This window comes from Klebsiella sp. G-Nf4, from assembly GCF_002810615.1.
In the GTDB taxonomy this organism is placed as follows: Bacteria; Pseudomonadota; Gammaproteobacteria; order Enterobacterales; family Enterobacteriaceae; genus Klebsiella; species Klebsiella variicola.
Window position 1 is genome coordinate 74,550 of sequence record NZ_PION01000011.1, and the last position, 24,487, is coordinate 99,036.

The 24,487-nt window shown below is 58.3% G+C and carries 25 protein-coding genes; 17 read left to right on the plus strand and 8 right to left on the minus strand.

Annotation, left to right across the window (positions count from 1 at the left end; translation table 11 throughout):
* Position 1 precedes the first annotated feature (1 nt).
* Entirely contained in the window at positions 2 to 802 is an 801-nt protein-coding gene (locus tag CWM57_RS21010; RefSeq protein ID WP_074386847.1) for a prepilin peptidase, read from the plus strand.
* Between the two features lie 3 nt (positions 803 to 805).
* Here the strand turns inward: CWM57_RS21010 and hrpB are convergent, their stop codons facing one another.
* Positions 806 to 3,235 (minus strand): ATP-dependent helicase HrpB, encoded by a 2,430-nt coding sequence (hrpB, locus tag CWM57_RS21015; RefSeq protein WP_100676335.1) that lies wholly within the window; start codon positions 3,233 to 3,235, stop codon positions 806 to 808.
* Between the two features lie 72 nt (positions 3,236 to 3,307).
* On the opposite strand from hrpB, the gene thpR reads away from it, so the two are divergent.
* The 9 genes from thpR (at position 3,308) to panD (ending at position 10,304) form a co-directional block, all read left to right on the plus strand.
* Entirely contained in the window at positions 3,308 to 3,844 is a 537-nt protein-coding gene (thpR, locus tag CWM57_RS21020) for an RNA 2',3'-cyclic phosphodiesterase (RefSeq protein WP_100631613.1), read from the plus strand.
* Positions 3,844 to 4,560, plus strand: coding sequence for a DNA/RNA nuclease SfsA (gene sfsA, locus CWM57_RS21025; protein ID WP_008807388.1), 717 nt, complete (start codon positions 3,844 to 3,846; stop codon positions 4,558 to 4,560). Before thpR ends, sfsA begins: the two co-directional genes overlap by 1 nt.
* Before the next feature lie 162 nt (positions 4,561 to 4,722).
* The gene (gene dksA / locus CWM57_RS21030; protein ID WP_007749299.1) at positions 4,723 to 5,178 is read left to right on the plus strand and encodes an RNA polymerase-binding protein DksA; all 456 of its coding nucleotides are present in this window, start codon (positions 4,723 to 4,725) and stop codon (positions 5,176 to 5,178) included.
* Positions 5,179 to 5,237: 59 nt separating this feature from the next.
* Positions 5,238 to 6,119, plus strand: a complete 882-nt coding sequence (gene gluQRS / locus CWM57_RS21035) for a tRNA glutamyl-Q(34) synthetase GluQRS (RefSeq protein WP_061155730.1) — start codon at positions 5,238 to 5,240, stop codon at positions 6,117 to 6,119.
* 62 nt (positions 6,120 to 6,181) lie between these two features.
* Positions 6,182 to 7,576 carry a polynucleotide adenylyltransferase PcnB gene (gene pcnB / locus CWM57_RS21040; RefSeq protein ID WP_071839121.1) on the plus strand — a complete coding sequence of 465 codons (1,395 nt, stop codon included), beginning with the start codon at positions 6,182 to 6,184 and terminating at the stop codon, positions 7,574 to 7,576.
* Positions 7,573 to 8,052 carry a 2-amino-4-hydroxy-6-hydroxymethyldihydropteridine diphosphokinase gene (folK, locus tag CWM57_RS21045; RefSeq protein WP_074386850.1) on the plus strand — a complete coding sequence of 160 codons (480 nt, stop codon included), beginning with the start codon at positions 7,573 to 7,575 and terminating at the stop codon, positions 8,050 to 8,052. Before pcnB ends, folK begins: the two co-directional genes overlap by 4 nt.
* A 120-nt stretch (positions 8,053 to 8,172) precedes the next feature.
* Positions 8,173 to 8,964 (plus strand): 3-methyl-2-oxobutanoate hydroxymethyltransferase, encoded by a 792-nt coding sequence (gene panB / locus CWM57_RS21050; RefSeq protein ID WP_025714105.1) that lies wholly within the window; start codon positions 8,173 to 8,175, stop codon positions 8,962 to 8,964.
* Positions 8,965 to 8,975: 11 nt separating this feature from the next.
* Positions 8,976 to 9,830 (plus strand): pantoate--beta-alanine ligase, encoded by an 855-nt coding sequence (panC, locus tag CWM57_RS21055; RefSeq protein ID WP_074386851.1) that lies wholly within the window; start codon positions 8,976 to 8,978, stop codon positions 9,828 to 9,830.
* Positions 9,831 to 9,923: 93 nt separating this feature from the next.
* Entirely contained in the window at positions 9,924 to 10,304 is a 381-nt protein-coding gene (gene panD / locus CWM57_RS21060; RefSeq protein ID WP_008807395.1) for an aspartate 1-decarboxylase, read from the plus strand.
* A 35-nt stretch (positions 10,305 to 10,339) separates the two neighbouring features.
* Here the strand turns inward: panD and CWM57_RS21065 are convergent, their stop codons facing one another.
* From CWM57_RS21065 to CWM57_RS21080, 4 genes are all read right to left on the minus strand, one after another.
* Positions 10,340 to 11,593, minus strand: a complete 1,254-nt coding sequence (locus CWM57_RS21065; protein WP_074386852.1) for a polysaccharide deacetylase family protein — start codon at positions 11,591 to 11,593, stop codon at positions 10,340 to 10,342.
* Positions 11,594 to 11,651: 58 nt separating this feature from the next.
* Positions 11,652 to 12,092 (minus strand): PTS sugar transporter subunit IIA, encoded by a 441-nt coding sequence (locus CWM57_RS21070; RefSeq protein WP_004204391.1) that lies wholly within the window; start codon positions 12,090 to 12,092, stop codon positions 11,652 to 11,654.
* A 122-nt stretch (positions 12,093 to 12,214) separates the two neighbouring features.
* Positions 12,215 to 12,985 carry an ABC transporter permease gene (locus CWM57_RS21075; RefSeq protein ID WP_044614773.1) on the minus strand — a complete coding sequence of 257 codons (771 nt, stop codon included), beginning with the start codon at positions 12,983 to 12,985 and terminating at the stop codon, positions 12,215 to 12,217.
* Entirely contained in the window at positions 12,982 to 13,908 is a 927-nt protein-coding gene (locus tag CWM57_RS21080) for an ABC transporter ATP-binding protein (RefSeq protein WP_008807399.1), read from the minus strand. Before CWM57_RS21080 ends, CWM57_RS21075 begins: the two co-directional genes overlap by 4 nt.
* 184 nt (positions 13,909 to 14,092) lie before the next feature.
* Here CWM57_RS21080 and can point away from each other — a divergent pair, with 184 nt between their 5' ends.
* Entirely contained in the window at positions 14,093 to 14,755 is a 663-nt protein-coding gene (gene can / locus CWM57_RS21085; RefSeq protein ID WP_012542834.1) for a carbonate dehydratase, read from the plus strand.
* Positions 14,756 to 14,813: 58 nt separating this feature from the next.
* On the opposite strand, the gene hpt is transcribed toward can, so the two are convergent.
* Both hpt and CWM57_RS27880 read right to left on the minus strand, forming a co-directional pair.
* The gene (hpt, locus tag CWM57_RS21090) at positions 14,814 to 15,350 is read right to left on the minus strand and encodes a hypoxanthine phosphoribosyltransferase (protein WP_023322073.1); all 537 of its coding nucleotides are present in this window, start codon (positions 15,348 to 15,350) and stop codon (positions 14,814 to 14,816) included.
* Positions 15,351 to 15,354: 4 nt separating this feature from the next.
* A complete protein-coding gene (locus CWM57_RS27880) occupies positions 15,355 to 15,474 on the minus strand; it encodes a hypothetical protein (RefSeq protein WP_012542835.1) in 120 nt (39 codons plus the stop codon).
* A 79-nt stretch (positions 15,475 to 15,553) separates the two neighbouring features.
* Here CWM57_RS27880 and CWM57_RS21095 point away from each other — a divergent pair, with 79 nt between their 5' ends.
* The gene (locus CWM57_RS21095) at positions 15,554 to 17,944 is read left to right on the plus strand and encodes a glucose/quinate/shikimate family membrane-bound PQQ-dependent dehydrogenase (RefSeq protein ID WP_032732524.1); all 2,391 of its coding nucleotides are present in this window, start codon (positions 15,554 to 15,556) and stop codon (positions 17,942 to 17,944) included.
* A gap of 82 nt (positions 17,945 to 18,026) precedes the next feature.
* On the opposite strand, the gene cueO is transcribed toward CWM57_RS21095, so the two are convergent.
* Positions 18,027 to 19,637 carry a multicopper oxidase CueO gene (gene cueO, locus CWM57_RS21100; RefSeq protein ID WP_100676336.1) on the minus strand — a complete coding sequence of 537 codons (1,611 nt, stop codon included), beginning with the start codon at positions 19,635 to 19,637 and terminating at the stop codon, positions 18,027 to 18,029.
* Between the two features lie 146 nt (positions 19,638 to 19,783).
* Between cueO and CWM57_RS21105 the strand changes: the two genes are divergently transcribed.
* The 5 genes from CWM57_RS21105 (at position 19,784) to speD (ending at position 24,398) form a co-directional block, all read left to right on the plus strand.
* Positions 19,784 to 20,131: a YacC family pilotin-like protein gene (locus tag CWM57_RS21105; protein WP_002888808.1), complete on the plus strand. Its 348-nt coding sequence runs from the start codon at positions 19,784 to 19,786 to the stop codon at positions 20,129 to 20,131.
* A gap of 253 nt (positions 20,132 to 20,384) precedes the next feature.
* Complete coding sequence (locus CWM57_RS21110) at positions 20,385 to 20,795, plus strand: hypothetical protein (protein ID WP_061155738.1); 411 nt, start codon at positions 20,385 to 20,387, stop codon at positions 20,793 to 20,795.
* A gap of 560 nt (positions 20,796 to 21,355) precedes the next feature.
* Entirely contained in the window at positions 21,356 to 22,570 is a 1,215-nt protein-coding gene (locus CWM57_RS21115; RefSeq protein ID WP_165784238.1) for an FKBP-type peptidyl-prolyl cis-trans isomerase, read from the plus strand.
* A gap of 148 nt (positions 22,571 to 22,718) precedes the next feature.
* Positions 22,719 to 23,579, plus strand: a complete 861-nt coding sequence (gene speE / locus CWM57_RS21120; RefSeq protein ID WP_008807405.1) for a polyamine aminopropyltransferase — start codon at positions 22,719 to 22,721, stop codon at positions 23,577 to 23,579.
* Between the two features lie 24 nt (positions 23,580 to 23,603).
* Positions 23,604 to 24,398 (plus strand): adenosylmethionine decarboxylase, encoded by a 795-nt coding sequence (speD, locus tag CWM57_RS21125; RefSeq protein ID WP_008807406.1) that lies wholly within the window; start codon positions 23,604 to 23,606, stop codon positions 24,396 to 24,398.
* Positions 24,399 to 24,487: the final 89 nt, after the last annotated feature.

Genomic DNA, 24,487 nt, shown 5'->3' on the forward strand with positions numbered 1-24,487 from the left:
AATGACGACATTAACGGCATTATCGCTGCACTTTCCCCTTGTCTGGTATGGCTTCCTGCTGCTGTTCGGCCTGGCGCTGGGCAGCTTTTACAACGTGGTGATCTATCGCCTGCCGCGCATGCTGACCCAGACCGCGGACGACGAGCGGATAAGCCTCAGCACCCCGAGATCATCCTGCCCGCAGTGCCGCCAGCCGATCGCCTGGCGGGACAATATCCCGCTGCTCAGCTTTCTCTGGCTGGGCCGCCGCGCCCGCTGCTGTCAGGCGCCCATCGCGTGGAGCTATCCGCTGACCGAGCTGGCCACCGGCCTGCTGTTTATGCTCGCCGGGGCATTGCTCGCGCCGGGCCTGCCGCTGGCGGGCGGCCTGGTGCTGCTCTCGTTCCTGCTGATGCTGGCGCGGATTGACGCCCGGACCCAGCTGTTGCCTGACCGTCTGACGCTGCCCCTGCTGTGGGCCGGGCTGCTGTTCAATCTTAACGAGGTGTACATTGCGTTGCCGGACGCGGTCGCCGGGGCGATGGCCGGTTATCTGGCGCTGTGGTCGGTCTACTGGCTGTTCCGCCTGCTGACCGGGAAAGAGGCGCTGGGCTATGGCGATTTTAAGCTGCTGGCGGCGCTGGGCGCCTGGTGCGGCTGGCAGGTCCTGCCGCAGGTGCTGTTGCTCGCTTCGGCCAGCGGACTGGTGTGGACCCTGCTGCAGCGCCTGTGGTCCCGGCAGTCGCTGCAGCAGCCGCTGGCCTTCGGCCCCTGGCTGGCGCTGGCCGGAGGGGGCATTTTTCTCTGGCAGCAGATGGTCTAGCGGCTACGAATATTTTTTGCTGCGCCGGGTCGGGGCGGTGTTGGCCGGATCGTCCGGCCAGACGTGTTTCGGGTAGCGTCCCTTCATCTCTTTCTGCACCTCGCGGTAGCTCCCCTGCCAGAAGGCGCTCAGATCGCGGGTGATCTGCAGCGGACGCTGGGCGGGCGACAGCAGCTCCAGCACCAGCGGCACTCGTCCCTCGGCGATAACCGGCGTCGTGGCCTCGCCGAACATCTCCTGCATACGCACCGCCAGCGCTGGTGGGTTCTCCGCATGGTAACGGATCGCCAGACGGCTGCCGGTCGGCACGGTATAGTGCGTCGGCAGCTCGCGATCCAGCTTCTGGCGCAGCGGCCACGGCAGCCAGTCCTGTAGCGCCTGACGCAGATCCAGCGCCTTCAGCGCCCGCAGCGAGTGAACGCCGTTCATCTGCGGCAGCAGCCATGCCTCCAGCGAGGCCAACAGCGAAGCGTCATCCACCGCGGGCCACGCCTCTTCCGGCAGCCACTGCGCCGCACACTGTAGCCGCAGTCGCAGCTGCTCAGCCTCTGGCGTCCAGTTGAGCACACCGAGGCCTTTCTCACGAATCCCGTTGAGCATCGCCTGATGCAGCTCCGCCTCAGAGGGCTTCGCCAGCGGCTGGGTCTTGATCACCAACTGGCCTATCACCGTCCGCCGCCAGGCTTTCAGCGTCCCCTGCGCTTCATCCCATTCCACCGTGTCGGAACGCTGCGCCAGCTCGGGACGGGCGGCGATCAGCTCGCCGATATCCACCGGCAGCGCCAACAGCATGCGGGCATCCGGCGAGGCGCTGCCCTGCAGCAGCAGCGGAGCGATCAGCCACTCATGGCGGCCCAGCGCGTCGTCGGCGTCCAGCATCGCGCCCATGCCGTTCGCCAGCTGGTAGCGCCCCTCCTGACCGCGGCGGCGGGCGATGCGATCGGCGAAGGCCGACGCCAGCAGCCCCGCCATTCGTCCGGCATAGGGCTGGCCGCTGCGGCGGGCCAGACGCTTCATCAACTGCTGCGCCCGCTGCTGCCAGTTGGCCTGCTGGCGAGAAAAGACGGCGCCCAAATCCGCCACCCCGCCGCGCGGAGGCTCCTCGAGGATCGCTGCCAGCTTTGCCGCCGTTGCCACCTCGTCATCGGTCTGCGCAGCGGCCAGCATCGCCGCCAGTCGTGGCTCGTTGCCAAGGGTCGCCATTTTGCGGCCAAACGCCGACAACCGATCGCCGTCCAGCGCCGAGAGCGCCTCCAGCAGGCGGCGCGCGGCGGCCAGGTTGACCGCCGGCGGCTGATCCAGCCAGGCCAGCGCAGACGGATCGTGGCAGCCCCACTGCAGCAGCTCCAGCAGCAGCGCCGACAGATCGCTGTGCAGGATCTCCGGCTCGCTCTGCGCCGCCGCCCGTTCGGCCTGTTCTTTGCCGAGCAAATGCAGGCAGATCCCCGGGGAGAGACGACCGGCGCGTCCGGCGCGCTGCGTCATTGATGCCTGACTAATGCGCTGCGTCACCAGCCGGGTCAGCCCGGTGCGCGGGTCAAAGCGGGCGACCCGCTCCTGGGCGCTGTCGACCACCAGGCGGATCCCCTCGATGGTCAGACTGGTCTCGGCAATGTTGGTGGCCAGCACCACTTTGCGCTTCCCAACCGGCGCGGGGAGGATCGCTTTGCGCTGCTCGCTTAAAGGCAACGCGCCATACAGCGGGCAGAGGATGACATCCTCCGCCACGCGCTCCGTCAGCTGGTCGAGAACGCGCTGGATCTCGCCGACGCCGGGCAGAAACAGCAGCATCGACCCCTGTTCATGACGCAACAGCTCCGCTGCCGCCACCGCCACGGCCTCATCAAAACGCTGGTGCGTGGGAAGCGGGTTGAAACGGCGCTCCACCGGATAAGCGCGCCCCTCCGAGACCACCACTGGCGCCTCAGGAAGCAGACGCTGCAGGCGATCGTTGTCGAGGGTCGCCGACATGATCAGCAACTTGAGATCGTCACGCAATCCCTGCTGGACGTCGAGCAGCAAGGCCAGCGCCAGATCCGCCTGCAGGCTGCGTTCGTGAAACTCATCGAGGATCACCAGCCCCACGCCCGCCAGCTCTGGATCGCGCTGGATCATGCGCGTCAGGATCCCCTCCGTAACCACCTCAAGGCGGGTCTGCGGCCCGACGCAGGTTTCAGCGCGCATGCGGTAGCCCACGGTCTCCCCCGGCTTTTCGCCGAGTAGTTCAGCCAGCCGCTGCGCGACATTACGCGCCGCCAGGCGCCTCGGCTCCAGCAGGATAATGCGTCCCGCGATGTTGCCCTCGGCGAGGATCTGCAGCGGCAGCCAGGTCGATTTCCCGGCGCCGGTCGGCGCGTTAAGCAAAACCTGCGGCGCGTGCTGCAGGGCGGATAACAGTTCTGGGAGGACGGCGGCAACCGGCAATAAGGACACAAAAGGCTCCGGGGGTTAACATTCAGGGGCTCGCATTGTAGCATCCCCCTAATTCATTACCGAGTCTCTATCATGTCTGAGCCGAAAAGGCTGTTTTTTGCGCTTGAACTGCCGCCTGCCGTCCAGAAACAGATTGTCCAGTGGCGGGCAAGCCACTTCCCCGAGGATGCCGGCAGGCCCGTCGCGGCGGATAACCTCCATCTGACGCTGGCGTTTCTCGGCGAGGTGAGCGCGGAAAAACAGCGGGCGCTGGCCGCCCTCGCCGGCCGCCTCCGTCAGCCGGGCTTTACCCTGACGCTGGACGATGCCGGACAGTGGCTGCGCTCGCGGGTGGTCTGGCTCGGAACCCGTCAGCCGCCGCGCGGCCTGCTGCAGCTCGCCAGTATGCTGCGCGCTCAGGCGGCGCGCAGCGGCTGCTATCAAAGCCCGCAGCCGTTTCATCCACATATTACCCTGTGGCGCGATGCCCGCCAGGCGGTGCCGATCCCGGCCCCCGGCTTTCACTGGTCGTTTCCGGTGAACGAGTTCGTGCTCTATGAGTCCAGCTTTGGCCGCGGGCGCACGCGCTACACGGCGCTGGAACGTTATCCGTTTCATAAGGAAAGTTGATGCAGTTTGATCCGCCGTTACAACCCGCTATTTTGCTTAAACGTTACAAACGATTTCTTGCTGACGTGGTTACCCCCGATGGCCGTGAGCTGACGCTTCACTGCCCCAATACCGGCGCAATGACCGGTTGCGCCGCCCCGGGCGACACCGTCTGGTATTCCACTTCTGACAATGCGAAGCGCAAATATGCCCATACCTGGGAATTAACTGAAACGCAGCAGGGCGCGGTTATTTGCGTCAATACGCTGCGCGCGAATTCGCTGGCAAAAGAGGCGATTTCCGCCGGAATAATCCCTGAGCTTTCAGGCTATAACCAACTGAAAAGCGAAGTGAAATATGGCGAAGAGAATAGCCGTATCGATATTATGTTGCAGGCAGATGACCGACAAAACTGCTATATTGAAGTGAAATCGGTTACGTTGGCGGAGAAAGAATACGGTTATTTTCCCGATGCGGTGACCACGCGCGGCCAGAAGCACCTGCGGGAGCTGATGGCCGTCGCGGCGAATGGCGACCGTGCGGTGATTTTATTTGCCGTTTTGCATTCGGCAATTGACCGTTTCTCCCCCGCGCATCATATTGATGCCAGATACGCACAGCTGTTAACAGAAGCCCGCGACAAGGGGGTGGAAATTCTCGCCTGGAAGGCGGAACTTTCTACGACGAAGATGACTCTGAATAAGCCGATTGCCGTGGTGTTAAACCCCGGTAAATAAGTGGCTAAATAGTGTTCGGGTCGCAAGCGCGAATACGCTTTTCTTCACAGGGTTGTCAAGTGTAACGTTTAGATAATTGCTATCCGGAAAAGCATCTGCTATTTATAGCGGCCTGATTTTCCCCCACATGGGGATCGATAGTGCGTGTTAAGGAGAAGCAACATGCAAGAAGGGCAAAACCGTAAAACATCGTCCCTGAGTATTCTCGCCATCGCTGGGGTGGAGCCGTACCAAGAGAAGCCGGGCGAAGAGTATATGAACGAAGCCCAGCTGGCGCACTTCAAGCGTATTCTTGAAGCATGGCGTAATCAACTCAGGGATGAAGTGGATCGCACCGTAACGCACATGCAGGATGAAGCTGCTAACTTCCCGGATCCGGTAGACCGTGCCGCCCAGGAAGAAGAGTTCAGCCTGGAACTGCGTAACCGCGACCGCGAACGTAAACTGATCAAAAAGATCGAGAAAACGCTGAAAAAAGTTGAAGATGAAGACTTCGGCTACTGCGAATCCTGCGGCGTGGAGATCGGCATTCGCCGTCTGGAAGCGCGTCCGACTGCGGATCTGTGCATTGACTGCAAAACCCTGGCGGAAATTCGCGAAAAACAGATGGCGGGCTAATCCCCTGCTGCCTCACTCTCTGGCGGGAGTCTCTCCCGCCTGGTTCTGTTGTCCGTAACATGACTGACTCACGCTATATTGGGCGCTTTGCTCCCTCCCCCTCCGGTGAACTCCACTTCGGCTCTCTGATTGCCGCGCTCGGCAGCTACCTGCAAGCCCGCGCGAACCAGGGTATCTGGCGCGTTCGCATTGAAGATATCGACCCGCCGCGTGAAGTCCCCGGAGCCGCCGACACCATTCTGCGCCAGCTTGACCACTACGGTCTGCACTGGGACGGCGACGTGCTCTGGCAGTCGCAACGACATGAAGCTTACCGCGAGGCGCTGGCCTGGCTGGGTGAACAAGGGCTGAGCTATTACTGCACTTGCACCCGCGCGCGGATCCATGCCGTAGGCGGGATCTACGATGGTCACTGCCGCGACCTCGGGCTGGGGGCGGAAAACGCCGCGCTGCGTCTACGCCAGACCCGTCCCGTGCTGCAGTTCACCGATCGCCTGCACGGTACGCTCATCGCCAATGAGCCGCTGGCGCGCGAGGATTTTATTATCCACCGTCGCGACGGCCTGTTTGCCTACAACCTGGCGGTGGTGGTTGATGATCACTTTCAGGGGATCACCGAGATCGTCCGCGGCGCTGACCTGATTGAGCCGACGGTCCGGCAGATTTCACTGTATCAGCATTTTGGCTGGCAGGCGCCGGACTACCTCCATCTGCCGCTGGCCCTCAATGCTGACGGGAATAAACTCTCTAAACAAAACCACGCACCGGCGCTGCCGGAAGGCGATCCGCGCCCCGAAATTGTCCGGGCGCTCCGGTTTCTTAATCAGGACATCGCCCAGGACTGGCAAGCCCTGAGCATTGACGATTTACTCAGTCAGGCCGTCGCCAACTGGCAGCCCGCAAAAATCGAGCATTCTCAAATGGCTCCCGCTGAGCTATGATTAGCCGCTATTTTTATACTGTATAGTTGATCTGAAGTCCGTCTGACACTACGAGGTGCACCATTTTTACCCGAGTCGCTAATTTTTGCCGTAAGGTGCTAAGCCGTGAGGAGCGCGAGGCAGAAGCCGCCGTCGAACCCATGCCTATGACGGTGATCCCGCGTGAGCAGCATGCTATTTCCCGCAAAGATATCAGTGAAAACGCCCTCAAGGTCATGTACCGCCTCAACAAGGCAGGCTACGAATCCTGGCTGGTCGGCGGCGGTGTCCGCGACCTGCTGCTTGGCAAAAAGCCGAAAGATTTTGACGTCACCACCAACGCCACGCCGGATCAGGTGCGCAAGCTGTTCCGCAACTGCCGTCTGGTCGGGCGACGTTTCCGCCTGGCGCACGTCATGTTCGGGCCGGAAATCATTGAAGTCGCCACCTTCCGCGGCCATCACGAAGGGCACACCACCGATCGCGTGACCTCCCAGCAGGGCCAGAACGGCATGCTGCTGCGCGATAACATCTTCGGCTCGATCGAAGAGGATGCCCAGCGTCGCGACTTCACCATCAATAGCCTTTATTACAGCGTGGCTGACTTTACCGTTCGCGACTACGTCGGCGGCATGAAGGATCTGCAGGACGGCGTGATCCGCTTGATCGGCAATCCGGAAACCCGCTATCGCGAAGATCCGGTGCGCATGCTGCGCGCGGTGCGCTTTGCCGCCAAGCTGGATATGAGCATCAGCCAGGAAACGGCTGAACCGCTGCCGCGCCTGGCCACCCTGCTCCACGACGTGCCGCCGGCACGCCTGTTCGAAGAAGTGCTTAAGTTGCTGCAGGCCGGGTATGGCTACCAGACCTATATGCTGCTGCGGGAATACAACCTGTTCCAGCCGCTGTTCCCGACCATCACTCGCTACTTTACCGAGCGCGGCGACAGCCCGATGGAGCGGATCATCAGCCAGGTGCTGAAGAACACCGATACCCGCATTCATAACGACATGCGCGTCAATCCGGCCTTCCTCTTCGCGGTGATGTTCTGGTATCCGCTGCTGGAGACGGCGCAAAAAATCGCCCAGGAGAGCGGTCTGGCGTACTACGACGCCTTCGCCCTGGCGATGAACGATGTCCTGGACGAAGCCTGCCGTACGCTGGCGATCCCTAAGCGCATCACCACCCTTATTCGTGATATCTGGCAGCTGCAGCTGCGCATGTCCCGTCGTCAGGGCAAACGCGCCTGGAAGCTGATGGAACATCCGAAATTCCGTGCCGCCTACGATCTGCTGGAGCTGCGTGCCGGGGCGGAAAACAACAGCGAACTGCAGCGCCTGACCAAATGGTGGGGCGAATTCCAGGTTGCCGCGCCGCCGGAACAAAAAGACATGCTCAACGACCTCGGGGACGATCCGGCGCCACGCCGTCGCCACCGCCGTCCGCGCAAGCGCGCGCCGCGTCAGGGTAACGCATGACTCTGGTCTATATCGCGCTTGGCAGTAACCTTGCTTCTCCGCTGGAGCAGGTGCAGGCGGCCATCCGCGCGCTGGGCGATATTCCGCACAGCCGCGTGGTGAACGTCTCTTCGTTCTACCGCACGCCGCCGCTGGGCCCGCAGGATCAGCCGGACTATCTCAACGCCGCCGTCGCGCTGGAAACCACCCTGGCGCCCGATGCGCTGCTCGATCACACTCAGCGCATCGAGCTGCAGCAGGGTCGGGTGCGCAAAGCTGAACGCTGGGGACCGCGCACGCTCGACCTCGACATCATGCTGTTTGGCGATGAGGTCATCAATAGCCCGCGCCTGACCGTTCCGCACTACGATATGAAAAACCGCGGCTTTATGCTCTGGCCGCTGTTCGAGATCGCCCCGGATCTCCATTTTCCTGACGGCCCTGCGCTGCGCGCCGTGCTGGATAATCTGGGCGCGGAAAAACCCGCGAGCTGGTAATCCCCTCTCCCTTTTTTAGCATTTGCGGCGATCGTCGTAATCGGTTGCCCAAAATCATTGCCCCTCTGAATGCTGCTGTTAGAATGCCGGTTAATATGACTTTCATCATCAGGAAATGTTATGAAACCGACCACCATTGCCCTGCTGCAGAAATGCAAACAGGAAAAGAAGCGCTTTGCCACCATTACCGCCTACGACCATAGCTTCGCGAAGCTGTTCGCCGATGAAGGCATTAATGTGCTGCTGGTGGGCGATTCCCTGGGAATGACGGTACAGGGTCACGACTCCACCCTGCCGGTCACCGTGGAAGATATCGCCTATCACACCCGCGCCGTCCGCCGCGGTGCGCCGAACAGCCTGCTGCTTGCCGACCTGCCTTTTATGGCCTACGCCACTCCCGAACAGACCTTCGAAAATGCGGCCATCGTGATGCGCGCTGGCGCCAATATGGTCAAACTCGAAGGCGGCGCCTGGCTGGCCGATACCGTGAAGATGCTGGCGGAACGCGCGGTGCCGGTTTGCGGCCACCTCGGCCTCACGCCGCAGTCGGTAAACGTATTCGGCGGGTATAAAGTGCAGGGGCGCGGCGATGCGGCGCAGACCCTGTTTGAAGACGCGTTAGCGCTGGAAGCGGCTGGCGCGCAGCTGCTGGTGCTGGAGTGCGTGCCGGTAGAACTGGCGAAACGCATTACCGAAGCCCTGACCATTCCGGTGATCGGTATCGGCGCGGGCAACGTCACCGACGGGCAGATCCTGGTGATGCATGACGCATTCGGGATCACCGGCGGCCACATCCCTAAATTCGCTAAGAATTTCCTTGCCGAAGCGGGCGACATCCGCGCCGCGGTACGGCAGTATATTGCCGAAGTTGAATCCGGGGTCTATCCGGGCGAAGAACACAGTTTCCATTAAGGAGTCTTGTTGTGCTGATTATTGAATCCGTGCTGCTGCTGCGTCAGCATATCCGCCGTCTGCGTCAGGAAGGTAAGCGTATCGCGCTGGTTCCGACGATGGGCAACCTGCATGATGGTCATATGAAGCTGGTTGATGAGGCTAAAGCCAGCGCGGACGTGGTGGTGGTCAGTATTTTCGTCAATCCGATGCAGTTTGACCGCGCCGACGACCTGGCACGCTACCCGCGTACCCTGCAGGATGATTGCGAAAAGCTGAACAAGCGCCATGTCGACTTTGTCTTCGCACCGACGCCGGCGGAAGTCTACCCGCAGGGCACCGAAGGCCAGACCTACGTCGACGTCCCAGGCCTGTCCACTATGCTGGAAGGCGCCAGCCGCCCGGGCCATTTCCGCGGCGTGTCGACCATCGTCAGTAAGCTGTTCAATCTGGTTCAGCCGGACGTCGCCTGCTTCGGCGAGAAAGACTTCCAGCAGCTGGCGCTGATCCGCAAGATGACCGCCGACATGGGCTACGATATCGAGATTATCGGCGTGCCGATCGTCCGCGCGAAAGATGGCCTGGCGCTGAGTTCGCGTAACGGCTACCTGACCGCCGACCAGCGCAAAATCGCCCCCGGCCTGTACAAGGTGCTGAGCACGGTGGCGGAAAAACTGGCCGCCGGCGATCGCCAACTCGACGAGATCATCGCTATCGCTGAACAGGAGCTGAATGAAAAAGGCTTCCGCGCCGACGACATTCAGATCCGCGATGCCGACACCCTGCTTGAGCTGACAGATGCCAGCCAGCGCGCGGTGATCCTGATGGCCGCCTGGCTGGGTCAGGCCCGCCTGATCGACAACCAGATCGTCACGCTCGGTCAGTAGACAGCGGGTAAAAATCGGGCAATACTTGCCCGGGCTTTTCTCAGGGCGGACGACCTGTCCGCTCTGCTACATTAAGGTTGAAGGGTAGAAGTTATGATGCGTAATATGCTGCAGGGCAAGCTCCACCGCGTAAAAGTCACGCAGGCTGACCTGCACTATGAAGGTTCATGCGCCATTGACCAGGATTTCCTGGATGCGGCCGGTATTCTGGAGAATGAAACCATTCACCTCTGGAACGTCACCAACGGCAACCGTTTCTCCACCTACGCCATTGCCGCCGAACGGGGTTCCAGAATCATCTCCGTCAACGGCGCCGCCGCGCACTGCGCCAGCGTCGGCGATATCCTGATCATCGCCAGCTTCGTCACCATGTCGGACGAAGAGGCGCGCACCTGGCAGCCCAACATCGCCTACTTCGAAGGCGACAACGAAATGAAGCGCCAGGCGAAAGCCATTCCGGTTCAGGTCGCCTGATGACCGCGGCGCTGCGCTCAGGCACAGCGCCGGTGTTAGCCCTGCGGCTGGTTACTGATCAGCCGCGACATCGTCTCCAGCGAATCCGTCCGTAAGATATATAACCGCTTCAGCAGAAACGGATTGTCTCCCGGCTTCACCTTCCCCCGCACCGTCGTCACCGCCATATGAAATCCGGCGTCATTCGCCGCCTGCACCGCCGTGGCGTTATAGCCGCCGAAGGGATAGGAAAGGTAGAGAACATGCGGATTAAACTGGCTGAGCGCCCGGCGCGAGTGGGCGAAATCAAACAGAATATTATGGTAATTGCGGCTGAATAAAATCGGCCGGCGGCTGGCGTCAACCCGATGCAGGAAGTGGGTATGCGACTGAATATCAAAAACATCCTGGATCTGCCGTAGCTCAGAAATACTCATGAACTGCAGCGATTTCGGATCCCATTTCTGCGGATGGCGCTTAATACGCGAGGAGATAATAAATGCAGTGGCATGGAAGCCGTACTGTTTCAGCACCGGATAGGCGTAACGGTTTACCGATTTCAGGCCGTCATCGAAGGTAATGACCACTGCCCGCGCCGGAAGGTTGATTTTATTACGCACATAGCCTTCCAGTTGATACAAGGTCAGCGTGGTATAGCCCTGATCACGCAGCCAGGTCATCTGGTTGTTGAAGGCGCGTACCGAGGTGGTGGTCGAGGTATGGCGGAAACGGGTGTTCTCTTCGTCGCGCAGAATGTGGTGATAGGTCAGCACGGGAATACCGTTATCTTCCTGCGCATCCAGACTGCTGACCCACGCCAGCCGGTCGCCAATGCGGATCTGAAACCAGGTCTGATTGAGCCGGTCTTTCAGCTTGCTGAGGATCGGATAGCGCAGATTAGTGGCCAGCGTACCAAACGGCACGCTGCTCACTGAAGGAGCGTCATAGAGCGGCGTATCTTTCCAGGTGAGTAAATTCTGGTTACTCAACGGTTTATTGAGATCCCCCAGTCGGTCCTCCACTCGCTGTTTACCCTGTACCGGCTCGAGGTGGCCTTTATCAATAAACCCGGTGCCGAAGCCGAAGCGAAATTCATAATAGTCAGCCGCCGTCGGGACGACCGCGAGGATCTGCCCGGCACGCACATTGCCGACGCTGACCACACGGTTCCCCACCTGCGCCCAGATAACCGCGTCTTCGGTGGTTTGCATATAGCGCACAGGCTTGCCCTGCTGGCTAAGCAGGCTGGCGGAAGCGCTGAGCGAGGTCAGTAAAAAAAGAAGCGTAAAAAATCGGGCAAGCATGCGCATCGAACCGGTAAACCATCAACGGCAGCTATTGTAACAAAAGCAGCATCTGTCACGCTGCTTAATTTCCGAAGGTATCATGACGCAAGCGGAACGGGGGATTCTTCTGCTGCTGATGCCACAAGCTGCTCACCATCGGCCCGCCCGCGCTGACGATAGCCTGGCGAAACGCCTCGCTGCTTAACGTGTTCCGCAGCAGATACATTCGCTCAAGTAATGAATAGCTGACGCCGGAGATCACTTCGCAGTGGGTATGTTTGTGGCTCATCAGCGCCGCGGCCCGATAAGGCGCCGCGCCGGTTCTGTCGGTCAGGAAAATGACGCCGTCCCCGGAGTCGGTGGCATGCAGCGCATCGCACATCATCCGGCTCAACATATTGCTGCTGAGATTGCGCCAGTAATTGACCGCCCGACACTGGGCCAGCGGACCAAACTTTTGTTCAAGACGATCCAGCATCTCCTGCGCCAGCTCATCGTGACAGGTAATAACCCAACCAAGCATGCTTCCCTCCTTAGCCAGCAAACAATGTAGCAAGGGGAGGATGGCGTATCGGTGATGGCGGTCAAAGATAAGCGGTTAGCGCTTCGCGTATTGGCGTCAGGAAGCGCTAACCGTGATGAACATCAGCTGCGCAGGCCGCGGCCGCGCTGGATTAACGACCAGCAAAGCAGATAGAAGGCGACGATGAAGACCACCAGCACCGCAAAGGTGGTCACCAGCGGCACATCGTTGATACCCAGGAAGCCGAAGCGGAAACCGCTGATCATGTAGACGATGGGATTCAAATGCGACAGCCCCTGCCAGAACGGCGGCAGCAGGGTCAGCGAATAGAACACCCCGCCGAGGTAGGTCAGCGGCGTCAGCACAAAGGTCGGGATCAGGCTGATGTCGTCAAAGGTCTTGGCAAACACTGCGTTCAACAGGCCCGCCAGCGAGAACAGCACCGCGGTGAGGAGCAGCGTCAGGGCGACAAACAGCCAGGAGTGAACCTGGAACGGCACAAAGAACAACGACACCGCCGTCACCAGGATACCCACGCACAGCCCGCGCGCCACGCCACCGCCAACGTAGCCGGCGATGATCACATGCGTCGGCACCGGCGCCACCAGCAGCTCTTCAATATTGCGCTGAAACTTGGCGCTGAAGAACGACGAGGCGACATTGGCGTAAGCGTTGGTGATCACCGCCATCATGATCAGGCCCGGCACGATAAACTGCATATAGGTAAAGCCATGCATCTCGCCGATGCGCGACCCGATCAGGTTGCCAAAAATCACGAAGTACAGGGTCATGGTGATCACCGGCGGCACCAGCGTCTGGATCCAGATGCGCATAAAACGGTGGATCTCTTTGGTCCAGATGCTTTTCAGCGCGACCCAATAAAGCTGCATCATGCTGACTCTCCTTTTCGCTCATGCACCAGCGTGACAAACAGCTCTTCCAGACGGTTAGCTTTGTTACGCATACTCAGTACCTGCACCCCCTGGGCGCTCAGTTGGGCAAAGACGCTGTTAATCCCCTGCTCGCGCAGGACCTCGACTTCCAGCGTCGAGGTATCGACCAGCTGGTACTGGTAGCCTTCGAGCTTCGGTACCGGGCTTTTTGGCGCGAGGTCGAGAATAAAGGTCTCAGACTTCAGCTTCGACAGCAGCGCTTTCATCGAGGTGTTTTCCACCAGCGCGCCGTGCTGGATGATGCCGATGTTGCGGCACAGCATTTCGGCCTCTTCGAGATAGTGGGTGGTCAGGATAATGGTGGTCCCGCGATCGTTCAGATCCTTGAGAAAGCCCCACATTGAGCGACGCAGTTCAATATCGACGCCAGCGGTCGGTTCGTCGAGGATCAGCAGCTTCGGCTCATGCATTAACGCGCGGGCGATCATCAGGCGACGCTTCATCCCGCCGGAGAGCATCCGCGCGCGTTCGTTGCGTTTTTCCCACAGATCGAGCTGTTTTAAGTATTTTTCGCTGCGGGCGACAGCTTCTTTGCGTTCCACGCCGTAGTAGCCCGCCTGGTTAACGACAATCTGCTGCACGGTCTCGAACGGGTTAAAGTTAAACTCCTGCGGCACCAGGCCAAGCTGACGCTTGGCGTTGACGACATCTTTTTCCAGATCGTAGCCAAAGACATTGACCTGACCGGAGGTTTTATTCACCAGCGAACTGATGATGCCGATAGTCGTGGATTTTCCGGCCCCGTTCGGCCCCAGCAGGGCATAGAAATCCCCGGCCTCGACTTGCAGGTCGATTCCCCGCAGCGCCTGAACCCCGCCGGGGTAGGTTTTTTTGAGCTGTTTTAATTCCAGAGCAATGGTCATTAAATATCTCTTCTCGTGTCGTGACACGTCATTAACCCGCCTGACTCACGTTTGCGTTCTACTGGCGCTGGCGCCGCCAACGCATCGGTAGCCTGACGTATCACGGGTTAAGATGGTTTTAAAAAAGGTGAGCTTACCCTATATTAGCGCAACGCACTTACTTGGTTACAGGCCGATAACGTCCATGAATGATATAGATACACTCATCAGCAATAATGCACTATGGTCAAAAATGCTGGTGGAAGAGGACCCCGGCTTTTTTGAGAAACTGTCGCAGGCGCAGAAACCGCGCTTTCTGTGGATTGGCTGCTCTGACAGCCGCGTTCCCGCTGAGCGACTTACCGGCCTGGAACCAGGCGAACTGTTTGTCCATCGTAACGTCGCCAATCTGGTGATCCACACCGACCTGAACTGCCTGTCGGTGGTGCAGTATGCCGTCGATGTCCTCGAAGTCGAGCACATTATCATCTGCGGCCATTACGGCTGCGGCGGCGTGCAGGCGGCGGTAGAAAACCCGGAGCTGGGACTCATCGACAACTGGCTGCTGCATATCCGCGATATCTGGTTTAAGCACAGCTCACTGCTGGGTGAAATGCCGGAGGAGCGCCGTCTGGATACCCTTTGCGAACTGAACGTGATGGAGCAGGTGTACAACCTGGGACATTCGACGATTATGCAATCGGCGTGGAAGCGCGGACAGAAGGTCACCATCCACGGCTGGGCATACGGCATTCACGACGGGCTGCTGCGCGATCTGGATGTCACCGCCGTGAGCCGGGAAACCCTCGAACAGCGCTATCGCCACGGGATCTCCAACCTCAAGATCAAGCATATCAACCACAAATAGCCTTCAGACTTAGCCACCCTGGAGAGCGCGGCGCGCGCTGTCCAGAGTGGGATATCTCTTACTCGTCCAGCAGGGTGACTTTGCCAATATACGGCAGATGACGGTAGCGCTGGGCGTAGTCGATACCGTAGCCCACCACGAACTCGTCCGGAATGGCGAAACCGACAAACTCAACCGGGACGTTGACTTCACGACGGCTTGGTTTATCCAGCAGCGTACAAATGGCCAGCGATTTCGGCTCGCGCAGGCTGAGGATCTCACGCACTTTAGACAGGGTATTGCCGGAGTCGATGATGTCTTCCACGATCAATACGTCTTTACCACGGATGTCTTCATCCAGATCTTTGAGGATTTTCACATCACGGGTAGTGGACATGCCGCTGCCGTAGCTGGAGGCGGTCATAAAATCGACTTCATGCGGCACCTGCACTTCACGGCACAGGTCGGCCATGAACATAAATGAGCCGCGCAGCAGCCCCACCAGCACCATTTCGCTGCCGCTGTCCTGGTAATGTTCGTTGATTTGACGACCCAGTTCCGCGATGCGCGCTTTGATCTCGGTTTCCGGGATCATCACTTCTACAGTATGTTTCATAAGACTAACCATTTGATTCTAAATATAAATCATCAAAGCCGCTGCTTTCGCCCCGACGATGACCGGCAAGCCATCCAGTATACCAGCAAAAAGAAATCTTCGGTGCAGGGATTAATAAAGCCATATTTGTGATTCCGATCACACTTGTTAAAACCTATAATTAATTGCAGTTAAAAAATTAACAAACACATGAGTAACTTTCTATGGCTGAAACAAAGTCTCAACAATCAAGGCTCCTGGTGACGCTGACTGCGCTATTTGCAGCGTTCTGCGGCCTCTATCTTTTAATCGGCGGAGCATGGCTGGTCGTGCTTGGCGGCTCCTGGTACTACCCTATCGCCGGTCTGGTGATGCTGGGCGTGACCGTAATGCTGCTGCGCGGCAAACGCGCTGCGCTGTGGCTGTACGCTGCGCTGCTGCTGGCGACGATGATCTGGGGCGTCTGGGAAGTCGGCTTCGACTTCTGGGCGCTGACGCCGCGTAGCGACATCCTCGTCTTCTTTGGTATCTGGCTGATCCTGCCCTTTGTCTGGCGTCGTCTGTCCGTGCCTTCCGCTGGCGCCGTAGGCGCGCTGGTCGTCGCCCTGCTGATCAGCGGCGGCATGCTGACCTGGGCCGGTTTTAACGACCCGCAGGAAGTCAACGGCACCCTGAGCGCCGACGCCACCCCGGCCGCGCCGATCTCCAACGTTGCCGACGGCGACTGGCCGGCCTATGGCCGCAACCAGGAAGGCCAGCGCTTCTCTCCGCTGAAGCAGATTAACGCCGACAACGTGAAGAACCTGAAGGAAGCCTGGGTATTCCGCACCGGCGACCTGAAGCAACCGAACGACCCGGGTGAAATCACCAACGAAGTGACGCCGATTAAAGTCGGCGACACGCTCTTCCTGTGTACCGCCCACCAGCGTCTGTTCGCGCTGGACGCGGCCACCGGTAAAGAGAAGTGGCATTTTGACCCGCAGCTGAATGCCGATCCGTCGTTCCAGCACGTCACCTGCCGCGGCGTCTCTTATCACGAAGCCAAAGCGGATAACGCCCCTGCTGACGTCGTCGCCGACTGTCCGCGCCGCATTATCCTGCCGGTGAACGATGGCCGTCTGTTCGCGGTAAACGCCGACAACGGTAAGCTGTGCGAAACCTTTGCCAATAAAGGTATTCTCAACCTGCAGACCAACATGCCGGTCACCACGCCGGGTATGTATGAACCTACTTCTCCGCCGATTATCACCGATAAGACCATCGTGATTGCCGGCGCGGTCACCGATAACTTCTCTACCCGCGAGCCGTCTGGCGTCATCCGCGGCTTTGATGTGAATACCGGTAAACTGCTGTGGGCCTTCGATCCGGGCGCGAAAGATCCGAACGCCATCCCGAGCGATGAGCATCACTTCACGCTCAACTCACCGAACTCCTGGGCGCCTGCCGCCTACGACGCTAAGCTGGATCTGGTCTATCTGCCGATGGGCGTGACCACCCCGGATATCTGGGGCGGCAACCGTACGCCGGAGCAAGAGCGTTACGCCAGCTCGATTGTGGCGCTGAACGCCACCACCGGTAAGCTGGCCTGGAGCTACCAGACCGTCCACCACGATCTGTGGGATATGGATATGCCCTCCCAGCCGACGCTGGCGGACATTGAGGTTAATGGTAAAACCGTACCAGTCGTCTATGCCCCGGCGAAAACCGGCAACATCTTCGTACTGGATCGCCGTAATGGCGAGCTGGTGGTCCCGGCCCCGGAAAAACCGGTTCCGCAGGGCGCTGCCAAAGGGGATTACGTCGCCAAAACTCAGCCGTTCTCCGATCTGAGCTTCCGTCCGAAGAAAGATCTGACCGGGGCGGACATGTGGGGCGCCACCATGTTCGATCAGCTGGTGTGCCGCGTGATCTTCCACCAGATGCGCTATGAAGGTATCTTCACCCCGCCATCTGAGCAGGGCACTCTCGTCTTCCCGGGTAACCTGGGGATGTTTGAATGGGGCGGTATCTCCGTCGATCCGAACCGTCAGGTGGCTATTGCCAACCCGATGGCGCTGCCGTTCGTCTCTAAACTGATCCCACGCGGCCCGGGCAACCCGATGGAGCCGCCGAAAGATGCGAAAGGCTCTGGCACCGAGTCCGGCGTGCAGCCACAGTACGGCGTCCCGTACGGCGTGACCCTGAACCCGTTCCTGTCGCCGTTTGGCCTGCCATGCAAACAGCCAGCCTGGGGCTATATCTCCGCGCTGGATCTGAAAACCAACGAAGTGGTATGGAAAAAACGTATCGGTACTCCGCAGGATAGCCTGCCGTTCCCGATGCCGGTTAAGCTGCCGTTCACCATGGGGATGCCGATGCTTGGCGGCCCGATCTCCACGGCCGGTAACGTCCTGTTCATCGGCGCGACCGCAGATAACTACCTGCGCGCGTACAATATGAGCAACGGCGAGAAGCTGTGGGAAGCCCGTCTACCAGCCGGCGGTCAGGCCACCCCAATGACCTACGAAGTGAATGGCAAACAGTATGTTGTCATCTCTGCCGGCGGTCACGGCTCGTTCGGTACCAAAATGGGCGATTACATCGTTGCCTATGCGCTCCCGGATGACGCCAAATAAAACGCAAAACGGCAACGAAAGTTGCCGTTTTTTTTGTGTTTATCCCTTCTCCCCATGGAAGATGGCAGCAGGCCGCCGAGCGCTAAACCGTGAATCCCAACATCATCCCGGTGTCTTCATGCTCCAGCAGGTGGCAGTGGGCCATATAGGCAAACTCCTTCGGCGCTGGATGATCAAACTTCACCAACACTTCACTGACGTCACCTTCCACGCGGACGGTATCTTTCCAGCCGCTGCGGTGCGCGGCTGGCGGCTTGCCGTTCTCGCTGAGGATGCGGAACTGGGTGCCGTGGATATGGAACGGATGCAGCATCATGTCGCCCTTACCCGATATCACCCAGCGCTCGTACTGGCCTCTGGCTGCGGCAAACATCGGCACATTCATGTCGAAGGCTTTGCCGTTGATGCGGTTGGCGTTGTGGAAATCAAACCCCTTGCCTGACGACATGTCATGATCCCGACCAGCCCCGTGGTTCATATTGCTCATATTGCTCATGTCACCGTGGTGCATATTGCTCATGTCGCCCATGCCGCCATGCCCCATCATGCCGTGGTCCATTCCCGCCATCGCCTGGTCGCCATACTTTTCCATCAGCGCCTGCATGCCCATCCTGTCGAGCATCGGATCCATCGACAGCTGGAGCTGACGCTGCGTCAGCCCCGTCAGGGACGGTAGCGCTGGCAGCGCGGCCAGCGTATCCAGCAGTTTGCCGGAGGCGGGAATGATCAGTGGCTGAACGCGCAGCACCGGCTGCGGTTTATCAAAAGGCGCAATAGCCATGCCCATCTGGCTCACCGGCAGGGTCACCAGATCGAAAGGTTTACCGTCGCTGGTGTCCACCAGCACCTCAAAGCGTTCCCCCATCAAAACCGGCAATTCATCGACCTTGACCGGCTCGGCCAACAGACCGCCGTCACTGGCCACCACGTACAGCGGACGCTTATCGCTGGTGGCAAAATTGAGGGAACGGGCATTACAGCCGTTTAGCAAGCGCAGACGGAGCCAGCCGCGCGGGGCGGCATGTTCGGGATAGAGAGCGCCATTGGTCAGCAGCGTATCGCCAAACCAGCCGACGGCGGCGCTCATCACATCCAGCTGGTAGTCGATCTCGCCGGCGGCGGTGAACTTCTTGTCCTGGACAATCACCGGCACATCATCGATTCCCCATTGTTTAGGCAGCAGCAGGCGTCCGCTCTCTTCATCCTCGATCAGCACCAGGCCGGCCAGCCCCATCGCCACCTGCCGGCCGGTGGTCCCGTGTTGATGGGGATGAAACCAGCAGGTGGCCGCCCGCTGCGTCGGCGTGAAGCTCACCGTACGGGTGGCGCCCGGGGCGATAACGCCCTGCGGCCCTCCGTCGACCTCGCCCGGGACCTCCAGACCATGCCAGTGCAGCGTGGTCTCTTCCGCCAGCTGGTTGGTAATGTCCACCGTGATGGCCTTCCCCTGCGTCAACTGTAGCGCAGGACCCAGCAGCGAACCGTTATAGCCCCAGGTGGTGGCGTGCAGAGCGCCAAACTGCGTTTTGCCCGCCTGGATCGTCAGGGCGATACGGTTGCGCGCATCGGCCGTCAACAGCGTCGGTATCGGCAGAGCCGGGCGACTGGCCGCAAAAACCGCACGGCTCCATAGCGGTAATGCGCTGGCCACGCTGACCGCGGCGGTCAGTTTGAGGAAGTCTCGACGTTGCATATTCACATCCTTTTTATTCTGCGGGCGAATATTTGAGCTTAAACCCTACCGTAACGGGAAGGTCAAGCAGAAGAGTAAGAATAAAGATCGGCGCTGTGTAAAGAAGTATGCTAATTTGAAGCGTCGGTGATCTAATGGTAGAAAAAATGAAGACGCTTTTCAGAACAATGGTACTCGGCAGCCTGCTTGCTCTCTCCGCCAACAGCTACGCGCTCAGCGAATCAGAAGCAGAAGATATGGCTGATTTAACCGCAGTTTTTGTGTTTCTGAAAAACGACTGTGGCTACCAGAACCTGCCCAATACACAGATCCGACGCGCGCTGGTGTTCTTTGCCCAACAGAACCAGTGGGACCTGAGCAACTACGACAGCTACAACATGAAAGCGCTTGGTGAGGACAGCTACCGCGATCTCAGCGGTATTAACATCCCGACGGCGAAAAAATGCAAAGCGCTGGCCCGCGATTCGCTCAGCCTGTTGGCTTACGTCAAATAATGACCGGCGCGGACGGTCACGCTCCGCGCCTTTGCCGTTTCATTTGTCACATTTAAATATTTATATCTATATTTATTATTGTATATAAACAAACATTATTTAATTGCAAACCTATCAATTCGCCAAATAAATTAAACCCCTAATAATGATGAATGACTAAAAAACTAATAAAATATCATTATTCATATATTGCAAAATAAAAAGCACCCTTCTAGAATCCGGTAAAAATATATCTACTTCATGGACTGAAATTGTGAATATCTCGCCGACTCTCCGTATTATCCCGCTCGCCGCACTTTTATTAGTGGGCTGTAGCAATACCTCATCTCGCCAGCAGGTAAAACCGATCACCACGCCGCTCACATCACAGCAGCAGGCTGAGCAGGAGCGAGCGGCCAGCGAACAGGAGCGTATTGAGTCCTGCCGAAAGGCGCTGGATTCACTTAAAGAGGTGAACCCACAGCAGGCAACTAAACTCAGCAATGAGTTCAATGCCCTGGTGCGTTCGGCATCGCAATACAACAACGTGCGCGAGAAAGTGGCCGATCCCACCCGACTGGGCATTGACTCCATGTATCAGTTTAAATCCATCAAACTGTGTTCCGATATCCAGAAAACGCTGATCGATACCCTGGTACAGCGTGGTGAAAACAAACTGCCATGAACAAACCCGCCACGCTGACTCCTAAAGCACCACTGCTGATGCTCGTCGCGGCGCTGGCGCTTTCAACCTCATTCTACGCCGGTGCTACGCCGGCTTTTCTCGATTACGCCCAGCAGCAAACTCAGCAAGCTCAGGCGCAAGAAGAGAAAAGCTCTGCGGCCACAGCAAAGCAAGCGTCAGACGCTCGCCAGAACGCGGACAATAAAAAAACGACGGCCAATAACGCACAGTTGCAAAAAAGAATCGCCAGCCAGCAGGCAACGATTGCGCAAAAAGATAAAACTATTCAACAATTAAAAAAACAGCTTACCGCCACGCCAGCCACGGAAACGTCCATTGCGAATGAGCAAGCGGCGTTAAATAATAAAATACAACAATTACAGCTCGCCTTAACCGCCGCCACGGCGGAAAATGAGACGTTAATTAAAAAGGAAGCGGTTGCCCAGAATAATACTCTGCAACAGAGCCAGGCTGCCGCACTTAAGCAGATCCAACAATTAACGTCGCAGCTTCAGAACGTCGAAGCGGAAAATAAACGGCTCAGCGCCAGCCTCACCACGCTGAATACGGATAAACAAACGCTGACCACCCGGTTGGCCGCCGCGGAAAAAGCACAGCAGACCGCGCTCGGCCAGCTCAAAGCCCTCGACACAGACAAGCAGTCACTCACCGCCCGGCTGATGGCTGCGGAAAAAGAGAAACAGGCCGCCCTCGACCAGGCCAAAGCCCTTAACGCCGACAAACAGCCGCTGGCCACCCGACTGGCCGCGGCGGAAAAAGAGAAGCTGGCTGCCCTCGAGCAGGTTAAAGCGCTGACCACCGATAAGCAGTCGCTGACTATCCGGCTCGACGCCGCGGAGAAAACGCAGCAGGCCGCTCTCGACCAGGTCAAGGCGCTAAACGCCGACAAGCAGTCGTTGACCGCCCGGTTGGCCGCCGCGGAAAAAGCGCCAACGACCCGTCCTGATCCAGCCGCAGCGCCAAAAAATGAGCCACCGGAGATGGCGGTGGTTGTTGCGGCCTACCGCCTGCAGGCGGACAAAGACAACGCCCAGCTACGGATGAAAGAAGATGAAATCCAACTGCTGAGAACACAGCTTTCTGTACAGTCCAAAACGCGTAGCGGCGAGAGCGCCAACATCAAACTCAGCGCATCCGGAGAACAGCAGGCTTATGCGATCGGCGCCTCGATGGGAACAGAAGCCCTTAACGTCCTCACCACCCGTCGCACTCAGGGGATTACCGTCGACGCCGGGCTGGTGCTACGGGGTATCGAAGATGCCTTTAGCGGCCAGCTTCGTCTCGGAGAACAGGAGCGTAACAAGGCGCTGTTTGACGTCTCACAGCAGGTTTTCCAGAACCTGAATAAAATCGAGCAGAAAAACATCAGCGCCGGTAAGAAATATCAGCAGACGTTTGCGCGCAAAAAAGATGTGGTCTTCAAAGATGGCGTCTACAGTCGTATCGATTATCCAGGCAAAGGAAAAATAAGCGGTAACGATCTGGTCACCGTAGTAATCAAAGAGACGCTGACGGACGGGACAGTGATCAACGATATGGAAGCGAAAGATCAGGCGCTCACCCAGAAGCTGGATGCCTATCCCCCGGTGTTTCGCGGACCGCTGCAACGTCTGCAGAACCATGGATCCTTGACGCTGGTCGTCCCGCCCGAAAAAGCCTATGGCAGTAAAGGATTGCCACCGAAAATCCCGCCTGGCGCCACCATGGTTTACTCCGTGCGGATAGTAGATACCCAACCCGCACCGGCGAAATAATCTCGTCCACCTCACCGCCCTCCCCGGGCGGTGGCGTTTATTCCTGCCGCATTGCTGCAATAACCGCCGTGCATCCTCATCTATAGTTGTCTATGATGTTGCACTCGTTTTACGGGTGTAACAGATGTTAACGAAGAGGAGCCTCACCGTGGCCGATAATCCACTGTGGCATGAAACGCTGCATGACCATTTTGGTCAGTACTTTAGCGTTGATAACGTGCTGTACCACGAAAAAACCGATCATCAGGATTTGATCATCTTCGACAACCGCGCCTTTGGCAGGGTGATGGCGCTGGATGGCGTCGTACAAACCACCGAACGTGATGAGTTTATCTATCACGAAATGATGACCCACGTGCCGCTGCTGGCCCACGGCAACGCGAAGCATGTCCTGATCATCGGCGGCGGCGACGGCGCGATGCTGCGCGAAGTCTCTCGTCACCGTAGCATCGAAACCATCACCATGGTGGAAATCGATGCCGGGGTGGTCTCATTCTGCCGTCAGTACCTGCCCAACCATAGCGCCGGGGCCTACGACGATCCGCGCTTCACGCTGGTGATTGATGATGGCGTCAATTTTGTTAACCAGACGACGCAAACGTTTGACGTGATCATTTCGGACTGTACCGACCCTATTGGTCCGGGCGAAAGCCTGTTCACCTCGGCTTTTTATGAAGGCTGCAAACGCTGCCTGAACCCGGGGGGCGTATTCGTTGCGCAAAACGGCGTTTGTTTCCTGCAGCAGGACGAAGCGGTCGGAAGCCATCGCAAGCTGAGCCATTATTTTCGCGACGTCAGCTTCTACCAGGCAGCCATCCCGACCTATTACGGCGGGATCATGACCTTTGCCTGGGCGAGCGACAACGAGGCGTTGCGCCATCTCTCCAGCGAAATCATTCAGGCGCGCTTTCACAAAGCCAACCTGACCTGCCGTTACTACAATCCGGCAATTCATACGGCGGCCTTCGCCTTACCACAATATCTGCATGATGCTCTGTCCGCACCGTGACGCGAAGTAAGGGGGTGAACTAAATTGAAAAAATTGAAGCTGCACGGCTTTAACAACCTGACCAAAAGCCTGAGTTTTTGTATCTACGATATCTGTTACGCCAAAACGGCGGAAGAGCGCGACGGCTACATCGCCTATATCGACGAACTTTATAATGCCAATCGCCTGACGGAGATCCTGACAGAAACCTGTTCTATTATCGGCGCCAATATCCTGAATATCGCCCGCCAGGATTATGAACCCCAGGGCGCCAGCGTGACCATTCTGGTCAGCGAAGAGCCTGTCGATCCCAAGCTTATCGACCAAACCGAACATCCAGGTCCGCTACCGGAAACCGTGGTCGCCCATCTCGATAAGAGCCATATCTGCGTGCATACCTACCCGGAGAGCCATCCGGAAGGCGGCCTGTGCACCTTCCGCGCCGATATCGAAGTCTCTACCTGCGGGGTCATTTCACCGCTCAAAGCGCTGAACTATCTGATCCACCAGCTGGAATCGGACATTGTGACCATTGACTACCGCGTGCGCGGCTTTACCCGCGATATCAATGGGATGAAGCATTTTATCGATCATGAAATCAATTCGATTCAGAACTTTATGTCCGATGACATTAAGTCGTTGTATGACATGGTCGATGTGAACGTCTATCAGGAAAATATCTTCCATACCAAAATGTTGCTCAAGGAGTTTGACCTTAAGCACTACATGTTCCATACCCGACCGGAAGAGTTGACCGCCGAAGAGCGCAAGGTCATTACCGACCTGCTGTGGAAAGAGATGCGCGAGATTTACTACGGCCGCAATATTCCTGCCGTGTAATATTAGAAAGGCCCGGTGGCGCTTGTGCTTGCCGGGCCTGGGGTTCTGCGCCGCCTGGTCGCCCGGGTAAGGCACCAGCCGCTACCCGG

What these genes read in the sequence shown, in the direction of transcription:
- CWM57_RS21010 (WP_074386847.1), top strand. Translation starts at nt 2, where the DNA reads ATGACGACATTAACGGCATTATCGCTGCACTTTCCCCTTGTCTGGTAT.
- dksA (WP_007749299.1), top strand. Translation starts at nt 4,723, where the DNA reads ATGCAAGAAGGGCAAAACCGTAAAACATCGTCCCTGAGTATTCTCGCC.
- folK (WP_074386850.1), top strand. Translation starts at nt 7,573, where the DNA reads ATGACTCTGGTCTATATCGCGCTTGGCAGTAACCTTGCTTCTCCGCTG.
- CWM57_RS21070 (WP_004204391.1), bottom strand. Translation starts at nt 12,092, where the DNA reads ATGCTTGGTTGGGTTATTACCTGTCACGATGAGCTGGCGCAGGAGATG.
- CWM57_RS21065 (WP_074386852.1), bottom strand. Translation starts at nt 11,593, where the DNA reads ATGCGCATGCTTGCCCGATTTTTTACGCTTCTTTTTTTACTGACCTCG.
- panB (WP_025714105.1), top strand. Translation starts at nt 8,173, where the DNA reads ATGAAACCGACCACCATTGCCCTGCTGCAGAAATGCAAACAGGAAAAG.
- thpR (WP_100631613.1), top strand. Translation starts at nt 3,308, where the DNA reads ATGTCTGAGCCGAAAAGGCTGTTTTTTGCGCTTGAACTGCCGCCTGCC.
- CWM57_RS21095 (WP_032732524.1), top strand. Translation starts at nt 15,554, where the DNA reads ATGGCTGAAACAAAGTCTCAACAATCAAGGCTCCTGGTGACGCTGACT.
- CWM57_RS27880 (WP_012542835.1), bottom strand. Translation starts at nt 15,474, where the DNA reads ATGGCTTTATTAATCCCTGCACCGAAGATTTCTTTTTGCTGGTATACT.
- sfsA (WP_008807388.1), top strand. Translation starts at nt 3,844, where the DNA reads ATGCAGTTTGATCCGCCGTTACAACCCGCTATTTTGCTTAAACGTTAC.
- hpt (WP_023322073.1), bottom strand. Translation starts at nt 15,350, where the DNA reads ATGAAACATACTGTAGAAGTGATGATCCCGGAAACCGAGATCAAAGCG.
- gluQRS (WP_061155730.1), top strand. Translation starts at nt 5,238, where the DNA reads ATGACTGACTCACGCTATATTGGGCGCTTTGCTCCCTCCCCCTCCGGT.
- CWM57_RS21075 (WP_044614773.1), bottom strand. Translation starts at nt 12,985, where the DNA reads ATGATGCAGCTTTATTGGGTCGCGCTGAAAAGCATCTGGACCAAAGAG.
- cueO (WP_100676336.1), bottom strand. Translation starts at nt 19,637, where the DNA reads ATGCAACGTCGAGACTTCCTCAAACTGACCGCCGCGGTCAGCGTGGCC.
- panD (WP_008807395.1), top strand. Translation starts at nt 9,924, where the DNA reads ATGATGCGTAATATGCTGCAGGGCAAGCTCCACCGCGTAAAAGTCACG.
- can (WP_012542834.1), top strand. Translation starts at nt 14,093, where the DNA reads ATGAATGATATAGATACACTCATCAGCAATAATGCACTATGGTCAAAA.
- CWM57_RS21105 (WP_002888808.1), top strand. Translation starts at nt 19,784, where the DNA reads ATGAAGACGCTTTTCAGAACAATGGTACTCGGCAGCCTGCTTGCTCTC.
- CWM57_RS21080 (WP_008807399.1), bottom strand. Translation starts at nt 13,908, where the DNA reads ATGACCATTGCTCTGGAATTAAAACAGCTCAAAAAAACCTACCCCGGC.